We start from the raw sequence: 21393 nt of genomic DNA, 5'->3' as shown, positions 1-21393 counted from the left end.
CACCCTAGGCACAGTCACCGAATGTGGGAAGACAGAGTTTTACGTACAATCTGCTGTATCACCCGAATTTGCTTGCCAATTCGCTTAGCAATCCGGCCAGTTCCTGTGGATGCGAGAAAAACGGAGAATGCGAACTGTCGATGGTTCGTCGCAGTTCCTTCGGGATGAACGCGCACATGTCCGCCTGATACTCCGTGGGGATTGTTTGGTCATCCGTGGTGCGGACATAGGCCTTGGGTACTTCGTTGAAATTCGTACCGACCGGCAGTGGTGTTTCCTGGGGGAGAATGGCCTGTGGGCACAGGCGCGCATAGGCGTAAGGCAGAATATCGTCCGGACAATCGTGATAGAACAGCCTGGGAATGGCATCTACCGACACGGTGTAAGACAGACCGTCTGCGGCTTTTTCCACTGCGTGAGCAATGGTTTGCCGTGGCCCGCGCCTGCGCATATCTGCCAGCGAAAGCCCATCGTGAGGCACGTAGGCGCACAGAAAGATCAGGGCGCGCATGGCGTCCGGTCGAGCCTCGGCGGCGGCGCTGATCGGATAGCCGCCCCACGAGTGACCCACGACAATCGTATCGGGCGTGCAGGCGTTCAGAACGGCATCGCGGCAATTTTCCAGCGTCACCTCGGACACCGGCGTTGGATCTGCACCATGGCTGGGCAAGTCGATGGCCCGGGCCGAATGTCCCAAAGCTTCCAGCGCGGGGATCAGGTCGCGCCAGCACCAGGCTCCGTGGCAGGAGCCGTGGACCAACAGGAAAGACGCCATCGCTGTTCTCCTTCAGATATGCCCGATATCGGTCAGAAACCGGGTCAGGATTGCTGCGTATTCTGCGGGTTTCTCGACGCAGGGCAAATGGCCAGCTCTGCGGATCAGTTCGAACCGCGATCCGGGGATCAGGTCGACAGTTTCGCGCACCAGGTCGGGCGGGGTCGAGCCGTCCTCGCTTCCGGCGATGCCAAGCGTGGGAAGGCGCAGGCCGCTTGTGGGTGTATAGAAGTCGGTCCCGGCGACGGCAGCGCAACAGCCCAGATATCCGTCAAGCGGTTGGCTGATCATCATGTCGCGCCATGGCAGGTGGTTTTGCGCTGCGCGGAAATCACGGGAAAACCAGCGTTCCATCGTGGCGTCTGCCACCGCTTCAATCCCGCCGCGACGCACAGCGTCGATCCGATCCTGCCAGACTGCGGGTGTGGCGATTTTGGCAGCGGTGTTCGACAGAACCTGCGCACGTATCTGATCCATACGTTTGACGGCCAGCCCCTGTGCGATCATCCCGCCAATGGACAGGCCGACAAAAACGCAGTCGCGAACCTTGAGGTGATCCAGCAGCGACTCGGCATCGCGGATCAGGGCGCCCATAGAATAAGGCGCCGGTGGAACCGAGGATTGCCCATGCCCGCGTTTGTCATACCGAATGATGCGTAACCCCTTGGGCAAGTGCGGTAACACGGCGTCCCACAGGTGCAGGTTTGTTCCTAATGAGTTGGCAAAAACCAGTGGCGCGCCATCCGCCGCACCATCAACACGGTAATTCAGTTTCACGTCGCCCAGATCAGCGATCATCATGACTCAGGTCCTTGCAGCCCCGGCGTTCCAGGTGCAATTTGCACAGGTTTGGGGTGCCTGTCAGGTCAGGAGTTCCAACGCCCTGGCAAAAACATCCGGATCGACGTTACCGCCCGAAGTGACCACGATCACGTCGTCGCCCTCAATCTCGTCGCCCCGGAACAGGGCCGAGGCCAATGCAACTGCGCCGCCGGGTTCCAGCACGATCTTAAGGCGCAGGAAAGCAAGTGCCATGGCCCGCAGCGCCTCGTCTTCGGTGACCGAAATACCGGGCCCGCAAAGACGGTTGAGGATGGGAAAGGTGATGTCGCCGGGTTGCGGTGTCAGGATGGCATCGCAAATATTGCCTGATGCCGCGTTGTTGTTCTGAATCCGTCCCGTTGCCAGTGATCGTTTTACGTCATCGAACCCTTCCGGTTCGCACGGGCGTACCCTTAGGTCGGGGGCGTGTTTTTCAAGTGCCAGCGCAATGCCAGAGGTGAGGCCGCCACCACCACAACAGACCAGAACATCCGCCTGAGAAACCCCAAGTTCCGCTGCCTGTCTGGCGATTTCCAAGCCGGTGGTACCTTGCCCGGCAATCACCTGAGGCTCGTCATATGGCCGGATCAGGGTTAGCCCGCGTTCGGCGGCGATGGTTTCCCCGATCTCTTCGCGGCTTTCGTTTGCGCGGTCGTAAAGAACAACTTCACCCCCAAGCGCGCGGGTGTTTTCGATTTTCAGGTGCGGCGCGTCCGACGGCATGACAATGACCGAAGCAATTCCATGTTTCGACGCCGCCATCGCAACGCCCTGCGCGTGGTTGCCCGAGGAATAGCCAATCACGCCGCGCTGGCGTATATCTTCGTCCAGCGCGGATATGGCAGACCAAGCCCCCCGAAACTTGAAACTGCCCGTATGTTGCAGGCATTCCGGCTTGACCCAAATTCGGCGTCCGGCGATCGCGTCAAGAAATGGCGACGACAGAATTGGTGTCTCGCGGACATGTCCCTTAAGCCGTTTGGCCGCGGCTTCGATCATTTCAATTGTGCTCATGCAGCGTTCTTCAATACCTTTTTGATGACATCCAGAGATTGAGGCTCATTCAGGAACGGAACATGCCCGCGATCCGGCACTTCGGCCGAGATCAGACCGGGATGCCGCCGATGCATCTCAGCCAGGGTTTCGGCGCTCAGAACGTCCGAGTTCGCGCCCCTGATCGCGCCGCAGGGTATGTTGCGCAGCGCTTCAAAAAACAACCAGTAATCGGGTATGGCACCGCTCGCGGCCTGTTCCAGAAGCGCTTTGCGCAGGGCCGGATCATAGCGCAGCGCCAGCCTGTCCCCTTGTTGTTTGTATTGAATTTCGGCCTGTTTGCGCCAGATTTCCAGGGGAACTCCGGGGAAATGCGGCTCCATCACATGTTTCAGGGCAGCAGCAGCTTCGTCATAGGTTTTCGCGGTGGGTTGTGCGCCCACGTAGGCCATGATCTTGGCGATGCCTGACGTCTCGATGACCGGCCCCACATCGTTCAGAATCACACCGGCCAAACGTTCGGGGTGGCTTGCCGCCAATGCCATGGCAATCAGTCCGCCCCGCGAGGTGCCCAGAATGGCCGCTTTTTCGATGCCCAGAATATCCAGCAGTTCAATCGCGTCATGGGATTCACGAAAGACGTTGTAATTCATGAGATCGGGGTCGTAGTCCGAGCGACCGCGCCCCCTGTAATCCATAGCAATCATGCGCAGCTCAGTGGCATGTGGTGCAAAATACGAGAAATCCCGGCTGTTTCTGGTCAATCCGGCCAGACACAAAAGCGGCGTGCCCGATCCATGGTCTTCGAAATAGATGCGCTTGCCGTCCGAAGTCGTGAAGTCCGGCATCAAAGACCAGCCAGTTTGGGAATGGTGGTCAAGTCAGACAGTACATGCGCTGGCGTCCACGGCAGCCGGTCCATTGGTTCCCCAATCCGATTGACCCAGGCGGTGACAAAACCATAACCGCTGGCCCCTGCGGCATCCCAGCCGTTTGAACTGACGAACAAGACCTCGTCACGGGCGCAGTCAAACCTGTTCTGAACCAGATCATAGACACGGGAATGGGGCTTGAAGACCCCAACGCTTTCGACCGAGAGCACGTCATCCAGCACATCGCCGATCCCGGCGGACTGAACAGCGCCGTCCAGCATGGGCGGTGATCCGTTGGACAGGATGGCAGTCTGCATCCCGCCATCCTTGAGGGCTTTCAGCATGACAGGAACTTCGGGATAGGCCTGTAACTCCCAATAAAGATCCAGCAGGCGTTGGCGCAATTCTGGATTGCCCTGGAGGCCGGCAGCTTCCAGCGCCCAGTCCAGCCCGTCCTGCGTGACATCCCAAAAATCCGCATGGGCATCCGCCACAGCACGCAGCCATGTGTATTGCAATTGCTTCAGGCGCCAATGCCCCGCGACCTCGGGCCATTTGTCTTTCAGGGCTTCGAACCCCGGCTCGCCTGCTGCCTGCCGGGCGGCGGCCGCAACATCAAACAGCGTTCCGTAGGCGTCGAACACGCAGGTCGTGATTGCCATATGACCCTCCTTTGATTGCGCGCAGGTTGGCACAACGCGAAAGGGGGGGGAAGGGCCAAGGGTTTACAACTTTGTGTCAATCTCTAGGGTTGGCCGCTTAACCCCTAAAAACGGCCGGAGGCCACTATGACCGAAATCAAGCAAGGTGACACGGTTCGCATCCATTACACAGGGACATTGTTGGATGGCAAAGTCTTTGACAGTTCGGATGGGCGCGATCCGTTGGAGTTCGTGGTAGGATCGGGCCAGATCATTCCCGGTCTGGACAGTGCCATGCCCGGTTTGTCCGCAGGTGACAAGAAACGGGTCGAGATTGCCTGTACCGACGCCTACGGCCCGATCAACCCTGCGATGCGTCAGGAAATCCCCCGCGAGGGTATTCCCGAGGATATTCCGCTGGATCCGGGCACTCAACTGCAGATGCAGACACCGGACGGTCAGGCCGTACCTGTGACAGTTGTGGACGCCAACGAAGCGACTGTGATCCTGGATGGAAACCATCCGTTGGCCGGTCAGGATCTGGTGTTTGAGATTGAAGTCGTCTCGATCAATTGAGACATTGTTCGGGTTGGAACGACCGCCCGGACTTCAGCCGATCAAAGCTTCAACAGCTGCGCGCACCTGTGGCTGGGTGAAAAAGACGAACACCAGCAGCAATGATGTCAGCGCGAGCAGCAGCACTCTGGCCCGCTGGCTGAGGAAACCGGACTTCTTCCGGCTTTGCACTGATCGTGCGTTGTTTGCAATGATTTGATCTAGCTTGCTCATATCGAAGTCCTGCCGCCCAAAGATGGTGAAATCTTGGCGGCGGCAGGGAAAGATATGGTCACATGAAATCGGGTTGCGGCATGCCCAAGACGTGGAAACCACCGTCAACGCGGATGATTTCGCCAGACGTGCAGGCTCCCGCATCAGATGTCAGGTAAACTGCGGTCCCGCCAACAGCTTCCAGAGTGGCATTCGAACGCATCGGCGCATTCTGATCGCAGAACTTATATGTCCTGCGCGCCCCGCCAATGGCGGCACCGGCAAGGGTTTTCATCGGTCCCGGTGAGATTGCGTTCACGCGGATACCATCCGGGCCAAGGTCATTGGCCAGATAACGGGTCGCCGATTCCAGCGCCGCCTTGGCAACACCCATGACGTTGTAGTTCGGTACCACCCGGTTTGATCCCTGATAGGTCAGCGTCAGCAGCGAACCCCCATTGTCCTTCATCATCGGATACGCGCGGCGTGCCACCTCGATAAAGGAATAGGCCGACACGTCCATCGAGTGTTTGAAGTTCGCCCGCGTGGTATTCAGAAACCGACCTGTCAGCTCGGATTTATCCGAATACGCAATGGCATGAACGACAAAGTCGATGGTGGGCCAACGCTGGGCCAGTTCACCAAAGGCACGATCCAGTGACTCGTCGTCGGTCACATCGGCATCCACCATGAAATCGCTGCCAAGGCTTTGAGCGAGAGGTTCCAGCCGTTTGCCGAAAGCCTCGCCCTGATAGGTGAAGGCCAGTTCTGCGCCTGCCTCGTGCATGGCCTTGGCAATGCCCCACGCGATCGAGCGGTCATTGGCTACGCCCATGATCAGGCCGCGCTTACCTTTGAGAAGATCCGACATCACTTTCACCCGTTATACTTAGACAGAATCATGGACCCGTTGGTGCCGCCAAAGCCGAAGCTGTTGGTCATGACACTGTCCAGTCCTGCGTTTTCAACCACTTCAGTTGCAATTTCACCGGGCAGGATGCCTTGGGCGAGTGTGTCGACATTGATCGACGGCGTAATGAAATCATTGTCCAGCATGAGTAGGCAGAAGATCGCCTCAAGCGCTCCTGCCGCGCCTTGCGCGTGGCCAGTCATTGATTTGGTCGAGGAAATCGGTGGCACGTTACCTTCACCGAAGATTCGGCGCACAGCCTCTACTTCGCCCACATCACCGACAGGTGTCGAGGTCCCATGTGCATTGATATAGCCGACCTTGCGACCTTCGGGCAGTGTGTCCAACGCCAGCCGCATCGCGCGCTCGCCGCCTTCACCCGAAGGGGCCACCATGTCGTGGCCATCCGAGGTAGCAGCATAGCCGGTGACTTCGGCATAAATCTTTGCGCCGCGGGCCAGAGCGTGCTCCAACTCCTCCAGAACGAGGATGCCGCCGCCACCGGAAATCACAAACCCGTCACGGTTTTCGTCAAACGCGCGCGAGGCTTTCTCGGGCGTGTCGTTATATTTCGACGACATCGCGCCCATCGCATCGAACAGGCACGAAAGTGTCCAGTCCAGTTCCTCGCCGCCGCCAGCGAACATGACGTCCTGCTTGCCCAGCATGATCTGTTCGGCCGCGTTGCCGATGCAATGCAGTGAGGTCGAGCAGGCCGAGGTGATCGAATAGTTGATACCCTTGATCTTGAATGCGGTCGCCAGGTTTGCCGAGATTGTCGAACACATGCATTTCGGCACTGCGAACGGCCCGATCCGCTTGGTCGCACCTGTCTTCAGAACGGTCTGATGCGCCGTCAGCATCGCGCTTGTCGACGGGCCGCCGGATCCAGCCACCAAACCTGTGCGCGGGTTGACTACCTGGTCCTCGGTCAGACCAGAATCTGCAATGGCCTGAGACATGGCGATATGAGCGTAAGCCGCGCCCGGACCCATGAAGCGCAGGGTGCGTTTGTCCACGTGTTCAGCCACGTCAATCTTGAGCGTTCCCGCGATCTGACTGCGAAACCCATGTTCCGCCATCTGTTCGCTGGCTTCGATCCCGGATTTACCTGCTTTGAGCGAGGCCAGAACCTCTTGGGCATTATTCCCGATCGAAGACACTACCCCCAGACCGGTGACGACTACTCGACGCATGTGCGCACTCCTTATTTCGGGTCGGTCAGGCTCAGGCCTCGGACAGAACGACCTTCATATCTTTGACATCATAGATCATCTCGCCATCGGCTTCGACGATTCCATCTGCCACACCCATGGTCAGGCGACGTGTCTGAATCGCCTTTTTGAAATCGATTTTATACGTTAGCATCTTGCGGTCGGGACGAACCATACCGGTCAGTTTCACTTCGCCCACGCCGACGGCCATGCCGCGCCCTTGCCAGCCACGCCAACCCAGGTTGAAACCGGTCAGCTGCCATAGACCGTCAAGGCCCAGGCAACCCGGCATAATCGGGTTGCCGGGAAAATGGCAGTCAAAGAACCAAAGGTCAGGGGTGATATCGAATTCGGCCAGCACATGTCCTTTGCCATGCAGGCCACCATCATCCGAGATGTCGGTGATCCGGTCCATCATCAGCATTGGCGGGGCGGGCAATTGTGCATTGCCGGGGCCAAATAATTCGCCGCGGGCGCATTTCAGCAGATCGTCTTTGTCAAAACTGCTTGGGAACTGGGCCATTCTTGCCGCCTCTCCTGCCGTGGGTCCGTTCGTTATATCTGGCCTCGTCTAGCACCCGTTTGCAAGGTCCTGCAAGAGCAGCGGCCACATCATGTTGTGTATGCCGCGTTCTTTGCGAATGAATTTCATTTGAAATTGCCAACCATGCGCTCCTATATATAATGGAAGTGACTATGGGTATTGGATCAATGACACCGCAGAGCGGCGAAATAGCAACGGGTTGGCTGGTGAACGCCGGCCTGCGTCCGACGCGTCAGCGTGTGGCGTTGGCCGAGCTTCTGGTGGGCGATGGCCGCCATCGTCACGTCACCGCCGAGAGCCTGTTTGAATCGGCCAAGGCGAATGGTGACGCTGTGTCCCTGGCGACGGTATACAATACCCTGCGCGCGTTTTGCGACGCTGGTGTTCTGCAGGAAATTACTGTGGACGGGTCAAAAAGCTATTTCGACACGAACACGCATGACCACCCCCATTTTTATTGGGAAGACGAGGCGCGCCTGAGTGATGCGCCATCGGACCAATTGGTGATCCAGCGCCTGCCCGAAGCGCCCGAGGGTGTCGAGATTGCCTCGGTCGACGTTGTCATTCGCCTGCGCAAAAAGTAGCGCCAAGACCACCTTTCAAACTTGCCAACAACAAGCGTTCAACCTGATCAGTGGTCGCGTCAGCGGGCCCTGTTCCGTGGCGCGCAAGAACAACGGATTCAGTTGCGTCCTGATCGCTGATCGGAACACTGACAAGACGTTTATTGTCATAACTGACCGGGCTAAGCGGGCTGGTATAGCTGATCCCGATCCCTTCGCCATGGGCGGCAAGACTGCGCTGAATCTCGATCGATGCCGCCCTATGGGCGACAGTCGGGTGCAGACCGTTGCGCCGAAAGAGACTGAGGATGTGTTGTGCCGACAAGCCTTCTGTTGACAGGATCAACGGTTGAGCGGCCAAGTCAGCCAGCGAGACCGTGCCCGCTGTCGCCAACGGATGATCCGGGGGCATAAGGGCCTTTGGCCGGCTGTCGAACAGTTTTGCGCGTGTGAACCCCGCGTCCATTGTCAGCTCGTAAGTGATTGCAACATCGATCTGGCCATCAATCAATCTGTTCAACAGCCCTTCGAAGGAGGCGGCAAAATAAGTGATAGCGATGTTTGGGAAAGCATCGCGCAAATGGTGCAGGGCGGGTGCCAGCAGGAAGGGCGCGAGGTCCGTAAAACACCCCAGTCTTAGACGTGTCGTGCCTGGCGACGGAGTTTCTGATGCCTCGATTTGGGCTGCGTCTTTCAGCAGGGTCTCGGCCTGATCGATGAATTTTCGCCCCTGAGGTGTCAGCGCCATGGCCGAACCTCGGCGGCGGATAAACAGCGGGTATCCCAAATGTGCTTCGACACGCGTCAGGGCGGTGGACAGTGCTGGTTGTGAAACATTCAGGTATTGTGCGGCGGCGGACACGCTGCCGTGGCGCCCGACTGCGCAAACATATTCGTACTGACGCAGTGAAATGTATAACATGAAGTTAATTATAGCTTCGAAAGATATAATTTGAACAGAACACGCCTTCAACGCAAAAGATTGAAAAACGAATGGAGACCCAGATGCCTCACCCGCTTGTTACCCAAGAGATGATCACAACGTATCAGGATGATGGCGTCGTTCTGATCAAAGGCCTTTTTGCAGATTATGTGGATCAACTGCGCGACGGCATTGCCGCGAATATGGCAGAGCCTGGCCCGTATGCATCAGAAAACAAGAAAGAGGGTCAAACGGGTCTGTTCTTTGACGATTACTGCAACTGGACCCGCATTCCGCAGTTCCGCGAGGTGATCGAAAACTCGCCCGCGGCCGAGGTCGCCGCGGACCTGATGCAGTCGAGAAGTGTGCAGGTGTTTCACGACCACGTATTGGTCAAAGAGCCCGGGACATCCATGGCCACGCCCTGGCATCAGGATGGCCCATATTACTTCGTTGAAGGTCAGCAAACCATCAGCTTCTGGTCTCCGCTGGATCCGGTCAGGCAGGCGACGTTGCGCTGCGTCGCAGGCTCTCACCGGTGGGAAAAAGAGGTGCTGCCAACCCGCTGGGTTTCAGAGGAAGGTTTTTTCCCTGACGAAGGGCAGTACATCCCCGTGCCGGACCCGGATGCTGAGGGCATGAAGGTCGTCGAATTCGAAATGGACCCCGGTGACGCCGTTGCCTTCAATTATCGCACCCTTCACGGTGCGCGGGGCAACCAGTCAGACAGCCGTCGCCGCGCCTTTTCTCTGCGGCTGGTCGGCGATGACGCGCGGTATGTAGAGCGTCCAGGCAGAACCTCTCCACCTTTTCCCGGCCATGGCATGACACCGGGGCAGCGTCTTCGCGAAGACTGGTTTCCGGTCCTGTTTCAGCGCTGAGACGCTTCAGAACCACTGGCCTGATTCGATCAGGCCCAGATCCAGCAGCTGCCGCGAGTGCCATTCAAAAGGCACAGAGTTGCGCCAGCTAAAATTCGGAATGTCAAAAGTCGACCCGGCATTTGTTTTGAGCGCCTTCGCGGCGCGGAAGGAACAAATAGCCGCGGTCATGTTGTGGTGCCATGGGCAGGAATAGGTATTGTATTCCGGCTCATTGAACGTGTGGTCCGATTTCAGGATCAGGCCCTTTTGCGCCTTAAACAGGGCGATGCGGTCGATGCGACGGCGTTCATAGGGAATGTGATCCTCGAACCGCCAGCGCAAGCCACCCGACAGGTCCACCTGTCGGTCCAGCGGTTGGCCGTCAGGGTCGCGGCGTGATTGGGCATAGTAACCCGTTTTGTCGAACAAAGCCTGTTCGGGGGCGACACCGTTGGGAAAAGCGGTCAGGTCCTCGGCATAAAGGTCGATGACGTAGCTCAGCATAGCGTTGCGGCGTTCTTCGCTGTGAAAGGCCAGCATTTCGCCAATGCTGCGCGTTTCGCAGAACGGAAAGAACAGGTACTCGGCGTTATAGCAGTAATACATCCAGATGCCGGGTGCGGCCTGAATTATTCTGTTCAGGGTATCGACAACCACCGTTCGGGGAACGCACTTCAAGGTGACCCGATGCACCCGGTCGGTCAACGCGGGCTCCAGTCGGAACTCCTGAGGCATGAAGGCGATAACGGATTTGAACCCTAGTTTCAGATGGTGATGCAGAGTACTTTCCAACTCGACCTCATCCTCGGCAAAGACCATCGCAACGGGGCCTTGCGCCATTGCGGGCTGCCCGGCTTTCAGGAAATGGTCGAGGGAATCGTATTGCATCGGCTGTTTTCAGTTTTGTCTTGCTGGAAAGTTCCGCCAAATTCGGGTAATTGCGCCCGCATTGCAAGCGGCGTTCGAAGCATATAGACGACGCCGGTCCAGCGAATGCAAAGGCCCGTCTCATGTCCGAACCGAAGAAGCTGTTTATCAAGACCTATGGCTGTCAGATGAATGTCTATGACAGTGAACGCATGTCCGAGGCGCTGGGCGGGCAGGGCTACGTTGAAACCCAGACCCCCGAAGATGCGGATATGATCCTGCTGAACACGTGCCACATCCGCGAGAAAGCGGCAGAAAAAGTGTATTCCGAACTGGGGCGCTTCAAGGGTCTGAAGGCCGAGAAGCCTGATCTGAAAATCGGCGTGGCGGGCTGTGTTGCTCAGGCGGAAGGCGAAGAGATCATGCGCCGCCAGCCGCTGGTTGATCTGGTGGTCGGCCCGCAAAGCTATCACCGCCTGCCCGAGATGGAGGCAAAGACCCGAGCGGGCGAAAAGGCGCTGGACACGGATTTCCCCGAAGAAGACAAGTTCGAAAAATTGAAAAACCGCCCCAAGGCCAAGCGCGGACCGACGGCGTTTTTGACTGTTCAGGAGGGCTGCGATAAATTCTGCGCCTTCTGCGTGGTTCCTTATACACGCGGTGCTGAAGTCAGCCGCCCAGCCGATCGCATCATCCGCGAAGCCCATGATCTGGTCGAACGCGGGGTACGCGAGATCACGTTGCTGGGCCAAAACGTCAACGCCTATCACGGTGCCGGGGCGAATGGTGACATGACGCTTGCCGGCTTGATCTGGGAACTGAACAAGGTCGACGGGCTGGAACGCATCCGCTTTACCACCTCGCACCCAAACGACATGGCCGACGATCTGATCGAGGCGCATGGCACCTGTGACAAGCTGATGCCTTATCTGCACCTGCCGGTTCAGTCGGGTTCGGACCGTATCCTCAAGCGGATGAACCGTAGCCATACGGCAGAAAGCTATCTGCGGCTGGTCGAACGCATTCGTGCGGCGCGTCCAGATATCGTGATGTCGGGGGACTTCATTGTTGGTTTCCCAGAAGAGACCGAAGATGATTTTCAGGCCACGATGGATTTGGTCGAAGAGGTCAAATACGGCTATGCCTATTCCTTCAAATACTCCACACGTCCGGGAACCCCGGCAGCTGAACGGTCGCAGGTTGATCCGGCTGCGGCAGATGAACGGTTGCAGCGGCTTCAGGCCTTGATCACGCGCCATCAGCGAGAGATTCAGGACGGTATGGTCGGACGCACTGTCCGCGTTCTTTTCGAAAAACCGGGTCGCTTGTCCGGGCAGATGGTTGGAAAGTCCGAATATTTGCATTCGGTGCACGTAAAAGGACCAGAGATCGCCACGGGTGACTTGAGAGAAGTCCGGATCACTGAGTCCGGGGCGAATTCTCTGGCCGGTGAGTTGTTGTAGGTCGGTGTAAACACCTCCCGGACACCATAGTTGGTGTTTGTTTCCAAAATTTACCCTTGATTTATTGCTTGGAACTATGCTCCGAGAGGAGCCATGGTTTTTTGGGCGCAAGGATCTGCGTCTGCAAATCGGCGATATGCCGGTCCCGGAAAACGGGATGAGGGAGGTACGAGTGTCGACTATCAAGAGCTTTGGGAGCCTGAGCAGGTTGAAAACACTGACGCTAACTGCCGCTGTTACACTGATTGCCGGCGTATCCATGGCCGGTGATTTGAAAGGTGACATAAGCGATCCGGAAGTGGTCAGCCCGAAAAGATTCAGCAGCGATGTCCGCGCTTTTTACCTGGGACTTACCGGCGGTTATGGCTCTGGCGGGGACGATCGGTTTGGCCTGACAACGCCCGGCGGACAGTTTGATATCGGTGATCAGGATTTATCCGGAACATACGGGGGTCTCCGGGGCGGCTGGCGTGGTGTCTTACCAGCTGCAGGTGGGCGCGACTACGTCTATGGCTTTGAAGTCGGGTATGAATTCGCATCCCTAGACGACACTGTCAGCAGGCGGATCGGCGGCGTCAATGTGCAAGGCGGAACAGAGATATCGGATGTTCTGGCAGTCCGATTTCGCAATGGTCTGACAAACCGCAGCGGACGAATTCTGTATTTCTTCAGTGTCGGATATCTGTGGGGCGATGTGGAAACAACCAACAGTATTGCATCGGGCACTTCGGTTCAGAATTTCTCGGTGTCAGATCGGCGGAACGGCTATTCGGCAAGCATAGGGGCCGAGCATAAGTTGTCGGGCAATTGGTCGATTACGGGCGAATATGAATATGTCCAGTTCCAATCAAAGGACGTCCAGTTCAGTTCTGGCTTCTCCACTAAGTCCACACCAAAATACAGCGGCTTGAGAATCGGGCTGAATTACACCTTCTGATGTACATCCAATCGGCAACCGATCACCATTAAATCGGCTGTTATGACATCTCAGCATTTATTTTTGAAACTGTGGCTTGCGCCTACCAAGATTTGTTGTCTACGCTCGGGGTGAACAGCCAAGACAGGAGAGCGGATTGGCCATCGGTGCCCTGACCCCACCGCAAGATGAAATGCCCCAACACGAGGCGTTCGTAGAATTTCCCGACAACCGATTGCTGATTGACCTGTGCGGTGAATATGACCGCAATCTGGCCGAGATCGAAACAAAGCTTTCGGTCCAGATTGTGCGCCGCGGCAATCAGCTTGTTGTGATGGGCGATGAAGATGCTCAGAAACAGGCGGTTGAGGTACTTCAATCGCTGTATACAAGGCTTGAAGGTGGGCGCGAGGTTGAGGCCGCAGACGTCGATCGCGAGTTGAGGATGGGTGTTTCAGAACAGGGAACCGGAAGCCGGGATGGCGACCAGCTTGAAATGTTCAAGGGCGGTTCGGTCGAGATCAAGACCCGCAAGAAGCTGGTTGAACCGCGCACCGACGCCCAGAAAGCCTATGTCCAGTCACTGTTCAACAATGAGCTGGCCTTTGGAATTGGTCCCGCGGGGACGGGTAAGACCTATCTGGCAGTGGCGGTCGGGGTTTCGATGTTCATCGGCGGACATGTGGATCGAATCATCCTGAGCCGTCCGGCGGTCGAGGCGGGCGAAAAACTGGGTTATTTGCCGGGTGACATGAAGGACAAGGTCGACCCTTACATGCAACCGCTTTATGACGCGTTGAACGATTTTCTGCCCGGAAAACAGTTGGCCAAACTGATCGAAGAGAAACGAATCGAAATCGCTCCGCTGGCCTTTATGCGTGGTCGTACGCTGGCCAACGCATTTGTTGTTCTGGATGAAGCTCAAAACGCCACCACGATGCAGATGAAGATGTTTCTGACCCGTCTGGGTGAAGGAAGCCGCATGGTCATCACCGGCGACCGGTCACAGGTAGATTTGCCGCGTGGCGTTCAATCGGGCCTGGCGGATGCTGAGAGGTTGTTGAAAACGATCCCGAATATCAGTTTCAACTACTTCACCTCAAAAGACGTGGTGCGTCACCCGCTTGTCGCCGCGATCATCGAGGCGTATGAGGCCGATGCGGGCCGTGAAACCACGTGAGCACATAGCCCGTTAACGAGGCTGTTGCGCGGGAAGATGACCCTGGATCTCATTTTCGAAGACGAAAGGTGGCAAGACCTGGAGGTCTTGTCACAAAAGTCGATTGACGCCGTTCTGGCCCATTGCGGACTGGTGCCGGAACAGTGCGAAGTCAGTATATTGGCGTGCAACGACGCGCGGATTTCAGAACTGAACGCAGAATTTCGCGGCAAACCGACGCCCACCAATGTGTTGAGCTGGCCTGCGGAAGACCTGGCTCCGGACGAGCCAGGGCAAACACCACGCCTGCCAGAGCCTGATTTTACCGGTGAGATTGTTCTGGGTGATATTGCGATTTCCTATGACACTTGCGTCCGCGAGGCGGCCGAAGCCAACAAAGCAATGAATGATCACGTGACCCATTTGCTGGTTCACGGAACGTTGCATTTGCTGGGTTATGATCACATTCGTGACCCCGATGCCACCTTGATGGAAGGGATTGAGGTCAAGATACTTGGCAAATTGGGTATTGATGACCCATATAAGGTGTAATGTGGGTTCAAGACCCGATCAGTTGGAACAAGGTAATGGGCGATATAGAAGGCAGTTCTAGGGCGGCGCAAAGCGCGCAACCTCAGGACAGCAGTACTGAAACGGAAGAGAAAACCGGTCTGTTTTCTCGAATCCTTGATGTGTTTTCGAGCGAAGATACTCAACCGGACCAGTCGGTGAACGGACAAAACGCGGCTGTGGCGCAGCCACGCGGGATGATTAACCTGCGCCGGATGCGTGTTGAGGATGTTGCCATCCCTACCGCTGAAATTGTCTCGGTACCTTCGACGATCACAAAAGATGAACTGGCGGATGTTTTCCGGAGCAGTGGTATGTCGAGGATTCCAGTCTATGAGGGAACCTTGGATACACCGCTTGGTTTTGTTCACCTCAAGGATTTTGCTCTGACCCACGGTTTCAACGGTGGGGGTAAAAATTTTGATCTGACCTCTATGCTGCGAACGCTATTGTTCGTGCCGCCATCCATGCCAATCGGCGTCTTGTTGACCAAGATGCAAACCGAGCGGCGTCACATGGCATTGGTGATTGATGAATATGGCGGCGTTGATGGTCTGCTGACGATCGAAGACCTGATCGAGCAGGTCGTGGGTGAAATCGCTGACGAGCATGATGCGGATGAAGACCAGCTTTGGGTGCAGGAAAAGCCCGGATGCTATGTGGTACAGGCGCGTGTGCCGCTCGAAGATTTCGAGGCCGAGATTGGCCGGTCTCTGACCAGTCATGAAGACGTCGACGAAGAGGAAATCGATACTCTGGGCGGGCTTGTCTTTATGCTCTCCGGCCGCGTTCCGGCGCGGGGTGAGGTTGTCATTCACCCAGAGGGCCCGGAATTCGAAGTGATCGAAGCCGATCCACGCCGTATCAAACGGCTGCGCGTCATGCTGCCGGGCGTTGCTGCATGACCCCAGTACGGGGCTGGCCATTATCGTTGAGATTGTTGGTCGCTGCCGCCCTTGGCGGGGCGGGCGCGTTTGGTCAGGCGCCTCATTTGTATTGGGGCGCAACCGTTTTGGCTCTGGTCCTGATTGTGCCGATTTTCCTTGCCAGCGAAACCCGAGGCCGGGCGGCATGGGTCGGCTGGGCCTTCGCGACCGGCTATTTTGCCCATGCCCTTGGCTGGATCATTGAGCCGTTTCAGGTAGATGCTGAACGACATGCCTGGATGGCCCCGTTTGCGTTAGTATTCTTGGCGGGCGGACTGGCCTTGTTCTGGGCTGCCGCCTTTGGCCTGTCGCGCAATATTGGTGCCACGCCCATTCGTCAGGGCATATTACTGGTTGCAGTCTTGTCCCTGGCCGAGGTGGCGCGTGGATATGTGCTGACCGGCTTTCCATGGGCTGGCGTCGCGCAGATCTGGGTGGATACACCGGTGGCTCAGGTGCTGTCTCTGGTTGGGCCAAATGGGTTGAACGCGCTGACCTTAGCCGCAACATTCCCAATTGGCGCGGCATTGGCGCAGGATAAACCCTTGAACGGTTTGGTGCGGACCCTGGGTTGTACCGGCGTGATGGCAGCGATGGCGATTGCCTACGGGTTGACGCGACCCGTCGTTCAGGACGGTTCACATCTGGTTCGCGTGGTCCAGCCGAATGCCCCTCAGCACCAAAAATGGGATCCGGCATATGCGCCTTTGTTTTTCGCGCGTCAGGTTGAATATACCGCAGCCTTTCCCAGACCCGACCTGATTGTCTGGCCCGAGACCGCAGTTCCAGCTTGGTTAGGTGGCGCACAACCGTTTCTGTCAACTGTTGCGGATGCCGCGCAGGGTGTGCCGGTGATATTGGGGATTCAGCGCGCAGAAGGCCCGAGAATCTTCAACTCGCTGGTCTATCTGGATGAAACCAGGCGTCAGGCAGGGTTGTATGACAAACACCACTTGGCGCCTTTCGGTGAATACGTCCCCTTGGGTGACCTGATGGGGCGTTTCGGGGTCAGTGGTCTGGCGGCCACAACCGGGCACGGGTTCAGCGCGGGGCCGGGTCCCGCCCTGTTGGACCTCGGCAAGCTTGGAAGCGCATTGCCCCTGATTTGCTACGAAGCCATTTTCCCGCAAGATGTGAATGGTGCGCCGGGTCGGGCTGACTTCTTATTGCAGATCACAAATGACGCGTGGTTTGGTACGCGGTCGGGACCGTTTCAACACCTGGTGCAAGCCCGGATGAGGGCAATTGAGCAGGGCTTGCCGATGATCCGTTCGGCCAATACCGGTGTATCGGCCATGATTGACCCATTGGGTCGGGTGACTGCGTCGTTGGCTCTGGGTGAGGCAGGATATGTGGACGCCGTGCTGCCGCAACCACACCGTCGCACGACTTATGCACGTATCGGGGACAGTCCGATCGTTGTTGTCTTACTGTTTATTCTGGCGATGGCGCTGTTTGGTACTCGCGGCAACCGGGCAATTAGAGATTGACCCCAACTTTGGGCAAGCGTATGCGTCTGTGGTCTGCCACAACGGCTTCCTGGCGTGGCGGAGAAACCTTAATGGAGCACATTTATGTCCCGACAGAACTATACTTTTACTTCGGAATCCGTTTCTGAAGGGCACCCGGATAAGGTCTGTGACCGTATCTCGGATGCTGTCCTTGATGCATTTCTAAACGAAGAGCCTGAGGCGCGCGTGGCCTGCGAAACCTTTGCCACGACCAACCGCATCGTTATCGGTGGCGAAGTTGGTCTGTCGGACAAGGACAAACTGCATGACTACATGAGCCGCATCGACGAAATTGCGCGCGAGTGCGTGAAAGACATCGGATACGAGCAGGACAAGTTCCACCACGAAACAGTCGAGGTGACGAACCTTCTGCACGAACAATCCGCCCATATCGCGCAGGGCGTGGATGCCGCGGACAACAAGGACGAAGGCGCTGGCGACCAGGGCATCATGTTTGGCTTTGCCACAACCGAGACGCCTGCGCTTATGCCTGCGCCGATCCAGTATTCGCACGCAATCCTGCGGCGTCTGGCCGAAGTGCGCAAGAACGGCACCGAACCTGCACTGGGGCCGGATGCGAAATCTCAGTTGTCTGTCGTTTATCAAAACGGCAAACCGGTCGGTGTCAGCTCGATCGTTCTGTCGACGCAGCATCTGGATGAGGCGCTGACATCGGATGATATCCGCGCCATCGTTGAACCCTATATCCGTGAAACTCTGCCCGAAGGCTGGCTGTCGGCCGAAACCGAATGGCACGTCAACCCGACCGGCAAATTCGTTATTGGCGGGCCGGATGGCGACGCGGGTCTGACCGGTCGTAAGATCATCGTGGATACCTATGGTGGCGCAGCCCCGCATGGTGGCGGTGCTTTCTCGGGCAAAGACCCGACCAAGGTTGACCGTTCGGCGGCCTATGCCGCGCGCTACCTGGCGAAAAACGTCGTAGCCGCCGGTATGGCCGAGCGCTGCACCATTCAGTTGAGCTATGCCATTGGCGTATCGAAGCCGCTTTCGATTTACGCAGACACGCATGGCACGGGTCAGGTTGCAGATGCGGCGATCGAAAAAGCAGTTGGTCAGATCATGGATCTGACGCCACGCGGCATTCGTCAGCACCTTCAGCTGAACAAGCCGATCTACCAGCGTACAGCGGCTTACGGGCACTTTGGCCGCGAACCGGATGCGGATGGCGGTTTTAGCTGGGAACGCACTGATCTGGTCGACGCGCTGAAATCAGCAGTTTGATCTGAAAAATCCAAAGCGCGCCTTCAGGGGCGCGCTTTTTCTTTGGGGCGGTGCACGCTCTTGCAACGTGCTCCGCTGCGCAGTATGGCCACCGCCATGAGCACCGATACCCCACAACGCCCGCGCAGAAACTTTTATGGCCGCTTCAAGGGCAAGACCCTGAAGCCCAGTCAAAAAACCTATCTGAACGAAGATCTGGCTGAATTGTCGCCCGGTGCTGTGGACTGGGACACCAACCCTGAACGAAGGCCGCTGGACCTGGACGGTCTGTTCGGCGGCAAGCCGGTCTGGTTGGAAGTCGGCTTTGGCGGTGGTGAGCATCTGGTGCACCAGGCGCAAAACAATCCTGACATTGGCATCATCGGGGCCGAGCCATACATCAACGGTGTTGCCATGCTGCTGGGCAAAATCCGTCAGGCAGGTGTTGAAAACCTTGCCGTGCACCCTGGCGATGCGCGCGATCTGTTCGACGTGCTGCCAGAGGCCAGCATTTCGCGCGCGTTCCTTCTCTATCCCGATCCATGGCCCAAAACGCGGCATCATCGCCGTCGATTTGTAACCCAGGAACATCTTGAGCCATTGGCAAAGGTGCTGAAACCCGGGGCGATCTTCCGGGTTGCTACTGACATTCCCGATTACGTGCGTCAGACATTGGAAGAAGTTCCGCGCGCCGGGTTTGAATGGCTGGCGGAACGTCCTTCGGACTGGCGCGAACCTTGGGACGACTGGATTTCTACGCGATACGAACAGAAGGCGCTACGCGAGGGTCGGACACCTCACTACCTGACCTTCCGACGCAATGGCTGATTGCCGCTGGACCAACGGGCGTCAATTCGCTAATCGGCTTGAGCACTGATAGCGCAAAAGGAGCCCTCATGTCCGGACACGGCACGCCCATCCCGATGACCTCGCATCCCTGCGGCCCGCTGACCGGCATGGCAGAGGTGCCCGGCGACAAGTCGATTTCGCACCGGTCGCTGATCCTTGGCGCAATGGCCGTGGGTGAAACCCGGATTTCGGGCTTGCTGGAGGGCGAAGACGTTCTGGATACCGCCAAGGCGATGCGTGCCTTCGGTGCCGAGGTCACAGATCACGGAAACGGGGAATGGACAGTGCACGGCGTGGGTGTCGGTGGCTTCGCCGAACCGGGTCAGGTGATCGACTGTGGCAACTCGGGAACCGGTGTGCGGCTGATCATGGGGGCGATGGCGACCTCTCCGATCACTGCGACATTTACCGGTGATGCCAGCCTGAACAAACGCCCCATGGCGCGTGTTACAGACCCTCTGGCCCTGTTTGGGGCAGAGTCGGTTGGGCGATCCGGCGGGCGCTTGCCGATGACCATCGTTGGCGCGGCGGACCCGACCCCTGTGCGATACGAAGTTCCTGTGCCGTCGGCGCAGGTGAAATCTGCCGTTTTGCTGGCGGGTCTGAATGCTCCCGGAAAGACCGTTGTGATCGAGAAAGAGGCCACGCGTGACCATTCCGAACGGATGCTGGCTGGATTTGGTGCCGAGATCACCGTCGAGGATACCGATGAGGGCCGAGTTATCACTTTGACCGGTCGCCCGGAACTGAAGCCGCAGGTCATCGCTGTACCGCGCGATCCGTCCAGTGCGGCTTTTCCGGTTTGCGCGGCGTTGATCACACCTGGATCCGATGTTTTGGTGCCTGGGATCGGTTTGAACCCCACACGCGCGGGCCTCTTTACGACCTTGCGCGAGATGGGCGCTGATCTGACCTATGAAAACGAACGCGAAGAGGGAGGCGAGCCAGTCGCCGATTTGCGCGCCAAGTACTCGCCCAACATGAAAGGCATCGACGTTCCTTCCGAGCGTGCCGCCTCAATGATCGATGAATACCCGGTTCTGTCGGTAGTGGCTGCAAATGCCACAGGCACAACGATGATGGGCGGCGTGAAAGAGCTGCGCGTGAAGGAAAGCGACCGGATTGACGCCATGGCGCGTGGCCTGCGCGCCAACGGGGTGACTGTTGCCGAAGGTGATGACTGGTGGTCGGTTGAAGGGCTGGGCATCGGCAACGTTCCGGGAGGAGGCACCTGCGAGAGCTTTCTGGATCACCGCATCGCCATGTCGTTCATGGTGATGGGTATGGGGGCACAGAGCCCCGTGAGTGTGGATGACGGCGGCCCGATCGCGACGTCGTTCCCGATCTTTGAACCACTGATGGAGTCGCTGGGTGCAAAGGTAGAGCGCACTTGAGTTTCACTGTTGCCATTGACGGACCAGCAGCTGCGGGCAAGGGCACGATATCAAAGGCCGTGGCGGCGCATTTCGGCTTTGCTCATCTGGACACGGGTTTGCTGTATCGCGCTGTCGGAAGGCGTACGCTTGAGGGGGAAAGCGCGATTGAAGCCGCGCAGTCTCTGACCGCAGAGGAGCTTGAGAAGGGCGACCTGCGCACGGCCGACGTTGCGCAGGCAGCTTCCAAAGTGGCGGTTCTTCCAGAGGTTCGCGCTGCCTTGGTCGATTTTCAGCGCGCCTTTTCCCGCAGGGCAGGTGGGGCCGTTCTGGACGGTCGTGATATTGGCACGGTGATTTGTCCAGATGCCGAAGTGAAGCTGTTTGTAACAGCCAGTGCAGAAGTGCGCGCCGAGCGGCGCTTCCTGGAGCTTAGTGCAAAAGGCGCTGACGTAACCCGTGAACAGGTTCTGGCGGACGTCAGAGAACGGGACGCGCGGGATGCTGAGCGCAGCACCGCTCCGATGAAACCCGCTGAGGATGCCGTGCAGTTGGACACCACCGATCTGAGTATCGAGGCGGCGTTGGCCAAAGCCCTTGAGGTGATCAACGCAAAACTGCCCGCGACGCGTTAACGCCGCGGGCAAA

General features: G+C 57.6%; 24 protein-coding genes and 1 riboswitch. Of the genes, 13 read left to right on the top strand and 11 right to left on the bottom strand.

The genetic code is table 11. The features are described from left to right. Positions 1-58: 58 nt before the first annotated feature. The 5 genes from ACR0ES_RS12060 to ACR0ES_RS12040 are packed head-to-tail and all read right to left on the bottom strand — an operon-like array spanning position 59 to position 4124. Positions 59-775 carry an alpha/beta fold hydrolase gene (locus ACR0ES_RS12060; protein WP_480870798.1) on the bottom strand — a complete coding sequence of 239 codons (717 nt, stop codon included), beginning with the start codon at positions 773-775 and terminating at the stop codon, positions 59-61. 12 nt (positions 776-787) lie between these two features. Continuing rightward, on the bottom strand, positions 788-1576 hold the full coding sequence (gene pcaD, locus ACR0ES_RS12055) for a 3-oxoadipate enol-lactonase (protein ID WP_480870796.1): 789 nt from the start codon (positions 1574-1576) through the stop codon (positions 788-790). Positions 1577-1636: 60 nt separating this feature from the next. Beyond that, entirely contained in the window at positions 1637-2611 is a 975-nt protein-coding gene (locus tag ACR0ES_RS12050; RefSeq protein WP_480870795.1) for a threonine ammonia-lyase, read from the bottom strand. Next, positions 2608-3438: an alpha/beta fold hydrolase gene (locus ACR0ES_RS12045; RefSeq protein WP_480774034.1), complete on the bottom strand. Its 831-nt coding sequence runs from the start codon at positions 3436-3438 to the stop codon at positions 2608-2610. The genes ACR0ES_RS12050 and ACR0ES_RS12045 overlap by 4 nt, the downstream gene beginning before the upstream one ends. After that, the gene (locus tag ACR0ES_RS12040) at positions 3438-4124 is read right to left on the bottom strand and encodes a haloacid dehalogenase type II (protein ID WP_480585960.1); all 687 of its coding nucleotides are present in this window, start codon (positions 4122-4124) and stop codon (positions 3438-3440) included. Before ACR0ES_RS12040 ends, ACR0ES_RS12045 begins: the two co-directional genes overlap by 1 nt. Before the next feature lie 126 nt (positions 4125-4250). Here ACR0ES_RS12040 and ACR0ES_RS12035 point away from each other — a divergent pair, with 126 nt between their 5' ends. Further along, complete coding sequence (locus ACR0ES_RS12035; RefSeq protein WP_480774035.1) at positions 4251-4679, top strand: FKBP-type peptidyl-prolyl cis-trans isomerase; 429 nt, start codon at positions 4251-4253, stop codon at positions 4677-4679. A gap of 33 nt (positions 4680-4712) precedes the next feature. Here the strand turns inward: ACR0ES_RS12035 and ACR0ES_RS12030 are convergent, their stop codons facing one another. Genes ACR0ES_RS12030 through fabA form a run of 4 tightly spaced genes read right to left on the bottom strand, consistent with a single transcriptional unit; the run spans position 4713 to position 7518 of the window. Continuing rightward, positions 4713-4892, bottom strand: coding sequence for a hypothetical protein (locus ACR0ES_RS12030; protein WP_267366102.1), 180 nt, complete (start codon positions 4890-4892; stop codon positions 4713-4715). A 58-nt stretch (positions 4893-4950) separates the two neighbouring features. After that, entirely contained in the window at positions 4951-5742 is a 792-nt protein-coding gene (locus tag ACR0ES_RS12025) for an enoyl-ACP reductase FabI (RefSeq protein ID WP_267366101.1), read from the bottom strand. A gap of 5 nt (positions 5743-5747) precedes the next feature. Continuing rightward, positions 5748-6977 (bottom strand): beta-ketoacyl-ACP synthase I, encoded by a 1230-nt coding sequence (fabB, locus tag ACR0ES_RS12020; protein ID WP_480507094.1) that lies wholly within the window; start codon positions 6975-6977, stop codon positions 5748-5750. A 31-nt stretch (positions 6978-7008) separates the two neighbouring features. After that, positions 7009-7518, bottom strand: a complete 510-nt coding sequence (gene fabA / locus ACR0ES_RS12015) for a bifunctional 3-hydroxydecanoyl-ACP dehydratase/trans-2-decenoyl-ACP isomerase (protein ID WP_209598228.1) — start codon at positions 7516-7518, stop codon at positions 7009-7011. A gap of 188 nt (positions 7519-7706) precedes the next feature. On the opposite strand from fabA, the gene irrA reads away from it, so the two are divergent. Further along, positions 7707-8123 carry an iron response transcriptional regulator IrrA gene (gene irrA, locus ACR0ES_RS12010; RefSeq protein WP_209598312.1) on the top strand — a complete coding sequence of 139 codons (417 nt, stop codon included), beginning with the start codon at positions 7707-7709 and terminating at the stop codon, positions 8121-8123. Here the strand turns inward: irrA and ACR0ES_RS12005 are convergent. Continuing rightward, positions 8101-9024, bottom strand: a complete 924-nt coding sequence (locus ACR0ES_RS12005; protein WP_480774036.1) for a LysR family transcriptional regulator — start codon at positions 9022-9024, stop codon at positions 8101-8103. The genes irrA and ACR0ES_RS12005 overlap by 23 nt on opposite strands. An 83-nt stretch (positions 9025-9107) precedes the next feature. Here ACR0ES_RS12005 and ACR0ES_RS12000 point away from each other — a divergent pair, with 83 nt between their 5' ends. Then, positions 9108-9905, top strand: a complete 798-nt coding sequence (locus tag ACR0ES_RS12000; protein WP_480774037.1) for a phytanoyl-CoA dioxygenase family protein — start codon at positions 9108-9110, stop codon at positions 9903-9905. Between the two features lie 6 nt (positions 9906-9911). On the opposite strand, the gene ACR0ES_RS11995 is transcribed toward ACR0ES_RS12000, so the two are convergent. Next, positions 9912-10775: a hypothetical protein gene (locus tag ACR0ES_RS11995; RefSeq protein WP_480870793.1), complete on the bottom strand. Its 864-nt coding sequence runs from the start codon at positions 10773-10775 to the stop codon at positions 9912-9914. Positions 10776-10897: 122 nt separating this feature from the next. Between ACR0ES_RS11995 and miaB the strand changes: the two genes are divergently transcribed. The 10 genes from miaB to ACR0ES_RS11945 all read left to right on the top strand — a co-directional run bounded on the left by miaB (position 10898) and on the right by ACR0ES_RS11945 (position 21380). Next, on the top strand, positions 10898-12217 hold the full coding sequence (miaB, locus tag ACR0ES_RS11990) for a tRNA (N6-isopentenyl adenosine(37)-C2)-methylthiotransferase MiaB (protein ID WP_480488266.1): 1320 nt from the start codon (positions 10898-10900) through the stop codon (positions 12215-12217). A gap of 172 nt (positions 12218-12389) precedes the next feature. After that, positions 12390-13154 carry an outer membrane protein gene (locus tag ACR0ES_RS11985; RefSeq protein WP_480488264.1) on the top strand — a complete coding sequence of 255 codons (765 nt, stop codon included), beginning with the start codon at positions 12390-12392 and terminating at the stop codon, positions 13152-13154. Between the two features lie 136 nt (positions 13155-13290). After that, entirely contained in the window at positions 13291-14313 is a 1023-nt protein-coding gene (locus tag ACR0ES_RS11980; protein WP_209505382.1) for a PhoH family protein, read from the top strand. 36 nt (positions 14314-14349) lie between these two features. Next, the gene (gene ybeY, locus ACR0ES_RS11975; RefSeq protein ID WP_480774039.1) at positions 14350-14844 is read left to right on the top strand and encodes an rRNA maturation RNase YbeY; all 495 of its coding nucleotides are present in this window, start codon (positions 14350-14352) and stop codon (positions 14842-14844) included. A 35-nt stretch (positions 14845-14879) separates the two neighbouring features. Continuing rightward, on the top strand, positions 14880-15767 hold the full coding sequence (locus ACR0ES_RS11970; RefSeq protein WP_480507086.1) for a hemolysin family protein: 888 nt from the start codon (positions 14880-14882) through the stop codon (positions 15765-15767). Then, the gene (gene lnt / locus ACR0ES_RS11965; RefSeq protein ID WP_480774040.1) at positions 15764-17278 is read left to right on the top strand and encodes an apolipoprotein N-acyltransferase; all 1515 of its coding nucleotides are present in this window, start codon (positions 15764-15766) and stop codon (positions 17276-17278) included. Before ACR0ES_RS11970 ends, lnt begins: the two co-directional genes overlap by 4 nt. Before the next feature lie 30 nt (positions 17279-17308). Beyond that, positions 17309-17357: riboswitch (SAM-SAH riboswitch) on the top strand. A 5-nt stretch (positions 17358-17362) separates the two neighbouring features. Beyond that, positions 17363-18544, top strand: a complete 1182-nt coding sequence (metK, locus tag ACR0ES_RS11960; protein WP_480774041.1) for a methionine adenosyltransferase — start codon at positions 17363-17365, stop codon at positions 18542-18544. Positions 18545-18640: 96 nt separating this feature from the next. Continuing rightward, entirely contained in the window at positions 18641-19351 is a 711-nt protein-coding gene (gene trmB, locus ACR0ES_RS11955) for a tRNA (guanosine(46)-N7)-methyltransferase TrmB (RefSeq protein ID WP_480774042.1), read from the top strand. A 68-nt stretch (positions 19352-19419) separates the two neighbouring features. Then, a complete protein-coding gene (aroA, locus tag ACR0ES_RS11950; RefSeq protein ID WP_267365452.1) occupies positions 19420-20766 on the top strand; it encodes a 3-phosphoshikimate 1-carboxyvinyltransferase in 1347 nt (448 codons plus the stop codon). Continuing rightward, the gene (locus ACR0ES_RS11945) at positions 20763-21380 is read left to right on the top strand and encodes a (d)CMP kinase (RefSeq protein WP_480774044.1); all 618 of its coding nucleotides are present in this window, start codon (positions 20763-20765) and stop codon (positions 21378-21380) included. Before aroA ends, ACR0ES_RS11945 begins: the two co-directional genes overlap by 4 nt. The last annotated feature ends 13 nt before the right edge of the window (positions 21381-21393 follow it).

Source organism: Ruegeria sp. N7 (assembly GCF_056531345.1).
This window is presented reverse-complemented; position numbering and strand designations above follow the sequence as displayed.

What these genes read in the sequence shown, in the direction of transcription:
- metK (WP_480774041.1), top strand. Translation starts at nt 17,363, where the DNA reads ATGTCCCGACAGAACTATACTTTTACTTCGGAATCCGTTTCTGAAGGG.
- ACR0ES_RS11995 (WP_480870793.1), bottom strand. Translation starts at nt 10,775, where the DNA reads ATGCAATACGATTCCCTCGACCATTTCCTGAAAGCCGGGCAGCCCGCA.
- irrA (WP_209598312.1), top strand. Translation starts at nt 7,707, where the DNA reads ATGACACCGCAGAGCGGCGAAATAGCAACGGGTTGGCTGGTGAACGCC.
- pcaD (WP_480870796.1), bottom strand. Translation starts at nt 1,576, where the DNA reads ATGATGATCGCTGATCTGGGCGACGTGAAACTGAATTACCGTGTTGAT.
- aroA (WP_267365452.1), top strand. Translation starts at nt 19,420, where the DNA reads ATGTCCGGACACGGCACGCCCATCCCGATGACCTCGCATCCCTGCGGC.
- lnt (WP_480774040.1), top strand. Translation starts at nt 15,764, where the DNA reads ATGACCCCAGTACGGGGCTGGCCATTATCGTTGAGATTGTTGGTCGCT.
- miaB (WP_480488266.1), top strand. Translation starts at nt 10,898, where the DNA reads ATGTCCGAACCGAAGAAGCTGTTTATCAAGACCTATGGCTGTCAGATG.
- trmB (WP_480774042.1), top strand. Translation starts at nt 18,641, where the DNA reads ATGAGCACCGATACCCCACAACGCCCGCGCAGAAACTTTTATGGCCGC.
- ACR0ES_RS12030 (WP_267366102.1), bottom strand. Translation starts at nt 4,892, where the DNA reads ATGAGCAAGCTAGATCAAATCATTGCAAACAACGCACGATCAGTGCAA.
- ACR0ES_RS11970 (WP_480507086.1), top strand. Translation starts at nt 14,880, where the DNA reads ATGGGCGATATAGAAGGCAGTTCTAGGGCGGCGCAAAGCGCGCAACCT.
- ybeY (WP_480774039.1), top strand. Translation starts at nt 14,350, where the DNA reads ATGACCCTGGATCTCATTTTCGAAGACGAAAGGTGGCAAGACCTGGAG.
- fabA (WP_209598228.1), bottom strand. Translation starts at nt 7,518, where the DNA reads ATGGCCCAGTTCCCAAGCAGTTTTGACAAAGACGATCTGCTGAAATGC.
- ACR0ES_RS12040 (WP_480585960.1), bottom strand. Translation starts at nt 4,124, where the DNA reads ATGGCAATCACGACCTGCGTGTTCGACGCCTACGGAACGCTGTTTGAT.
- ACR0ES_RS12005 (WP_480774036.1), bottom strand. Translation starts at nt 9,024, where the DNA reads ATGTTATACATTTCACTGCGTCAGTACGAATATGTTTGCGCAGTCGGG.
- fabB (WP_480507094.1), bottom strand. Translation starts at nt 6,977, where the DNA reads ATGCGTCGAGTAGTCGTCACCGGTCTGGGGGTAGTGTCTTCGATCGGG.
- ACR0ES_RS12060 (WP_480870798.1), bottom strand. Translation starts at nt 775, where the DNA reads ATGGCGTCTTTCCTGTTGGTCCACGGCTCCTGCCACGGAGCCTGGTGC.
- ACR0ES_RS12050 (WP_480870795.1), bottom strand. Translation starts at nt 2,611, where the DNA reads ATGAGCACAATTGAAATGATCGAAGCCGCGGCCAAACGGCTTAAGGGA.
- ACR0ES_RS12000 (WP_480774037.1), top strand. Translation starts at nt 9,108, where the DNA reads ATGCCTCACCCGCTTGTTACCCAAGAGATGATCACAACGTATCAGGAT.
- ACR0ES_RS12045 (WP_480774034.1), bottom strand. Translation starts at nt 3,438, where the DNA reads ATGCCGGACTTCACGACTTCGGACGGCAAGCGCATCTATTTCGAAGAC.
- ACR0ES_RS12025 (WP_267366101.1), bottom strand. Translation starts at nt 5,742, where the DNA reads ATGTCGGATCTTCTCAAAGGTAAGCGCGGCCTGATCATGGGCGTAGCC.
- ACR0ES_RS12035 (WP_480774035.1), top strand. Translation starts at nt 4,251, where the DNA reads ATGACCGAAATCAAGCAAGGTGACACGGTTCGCATCCATTACACAGGG.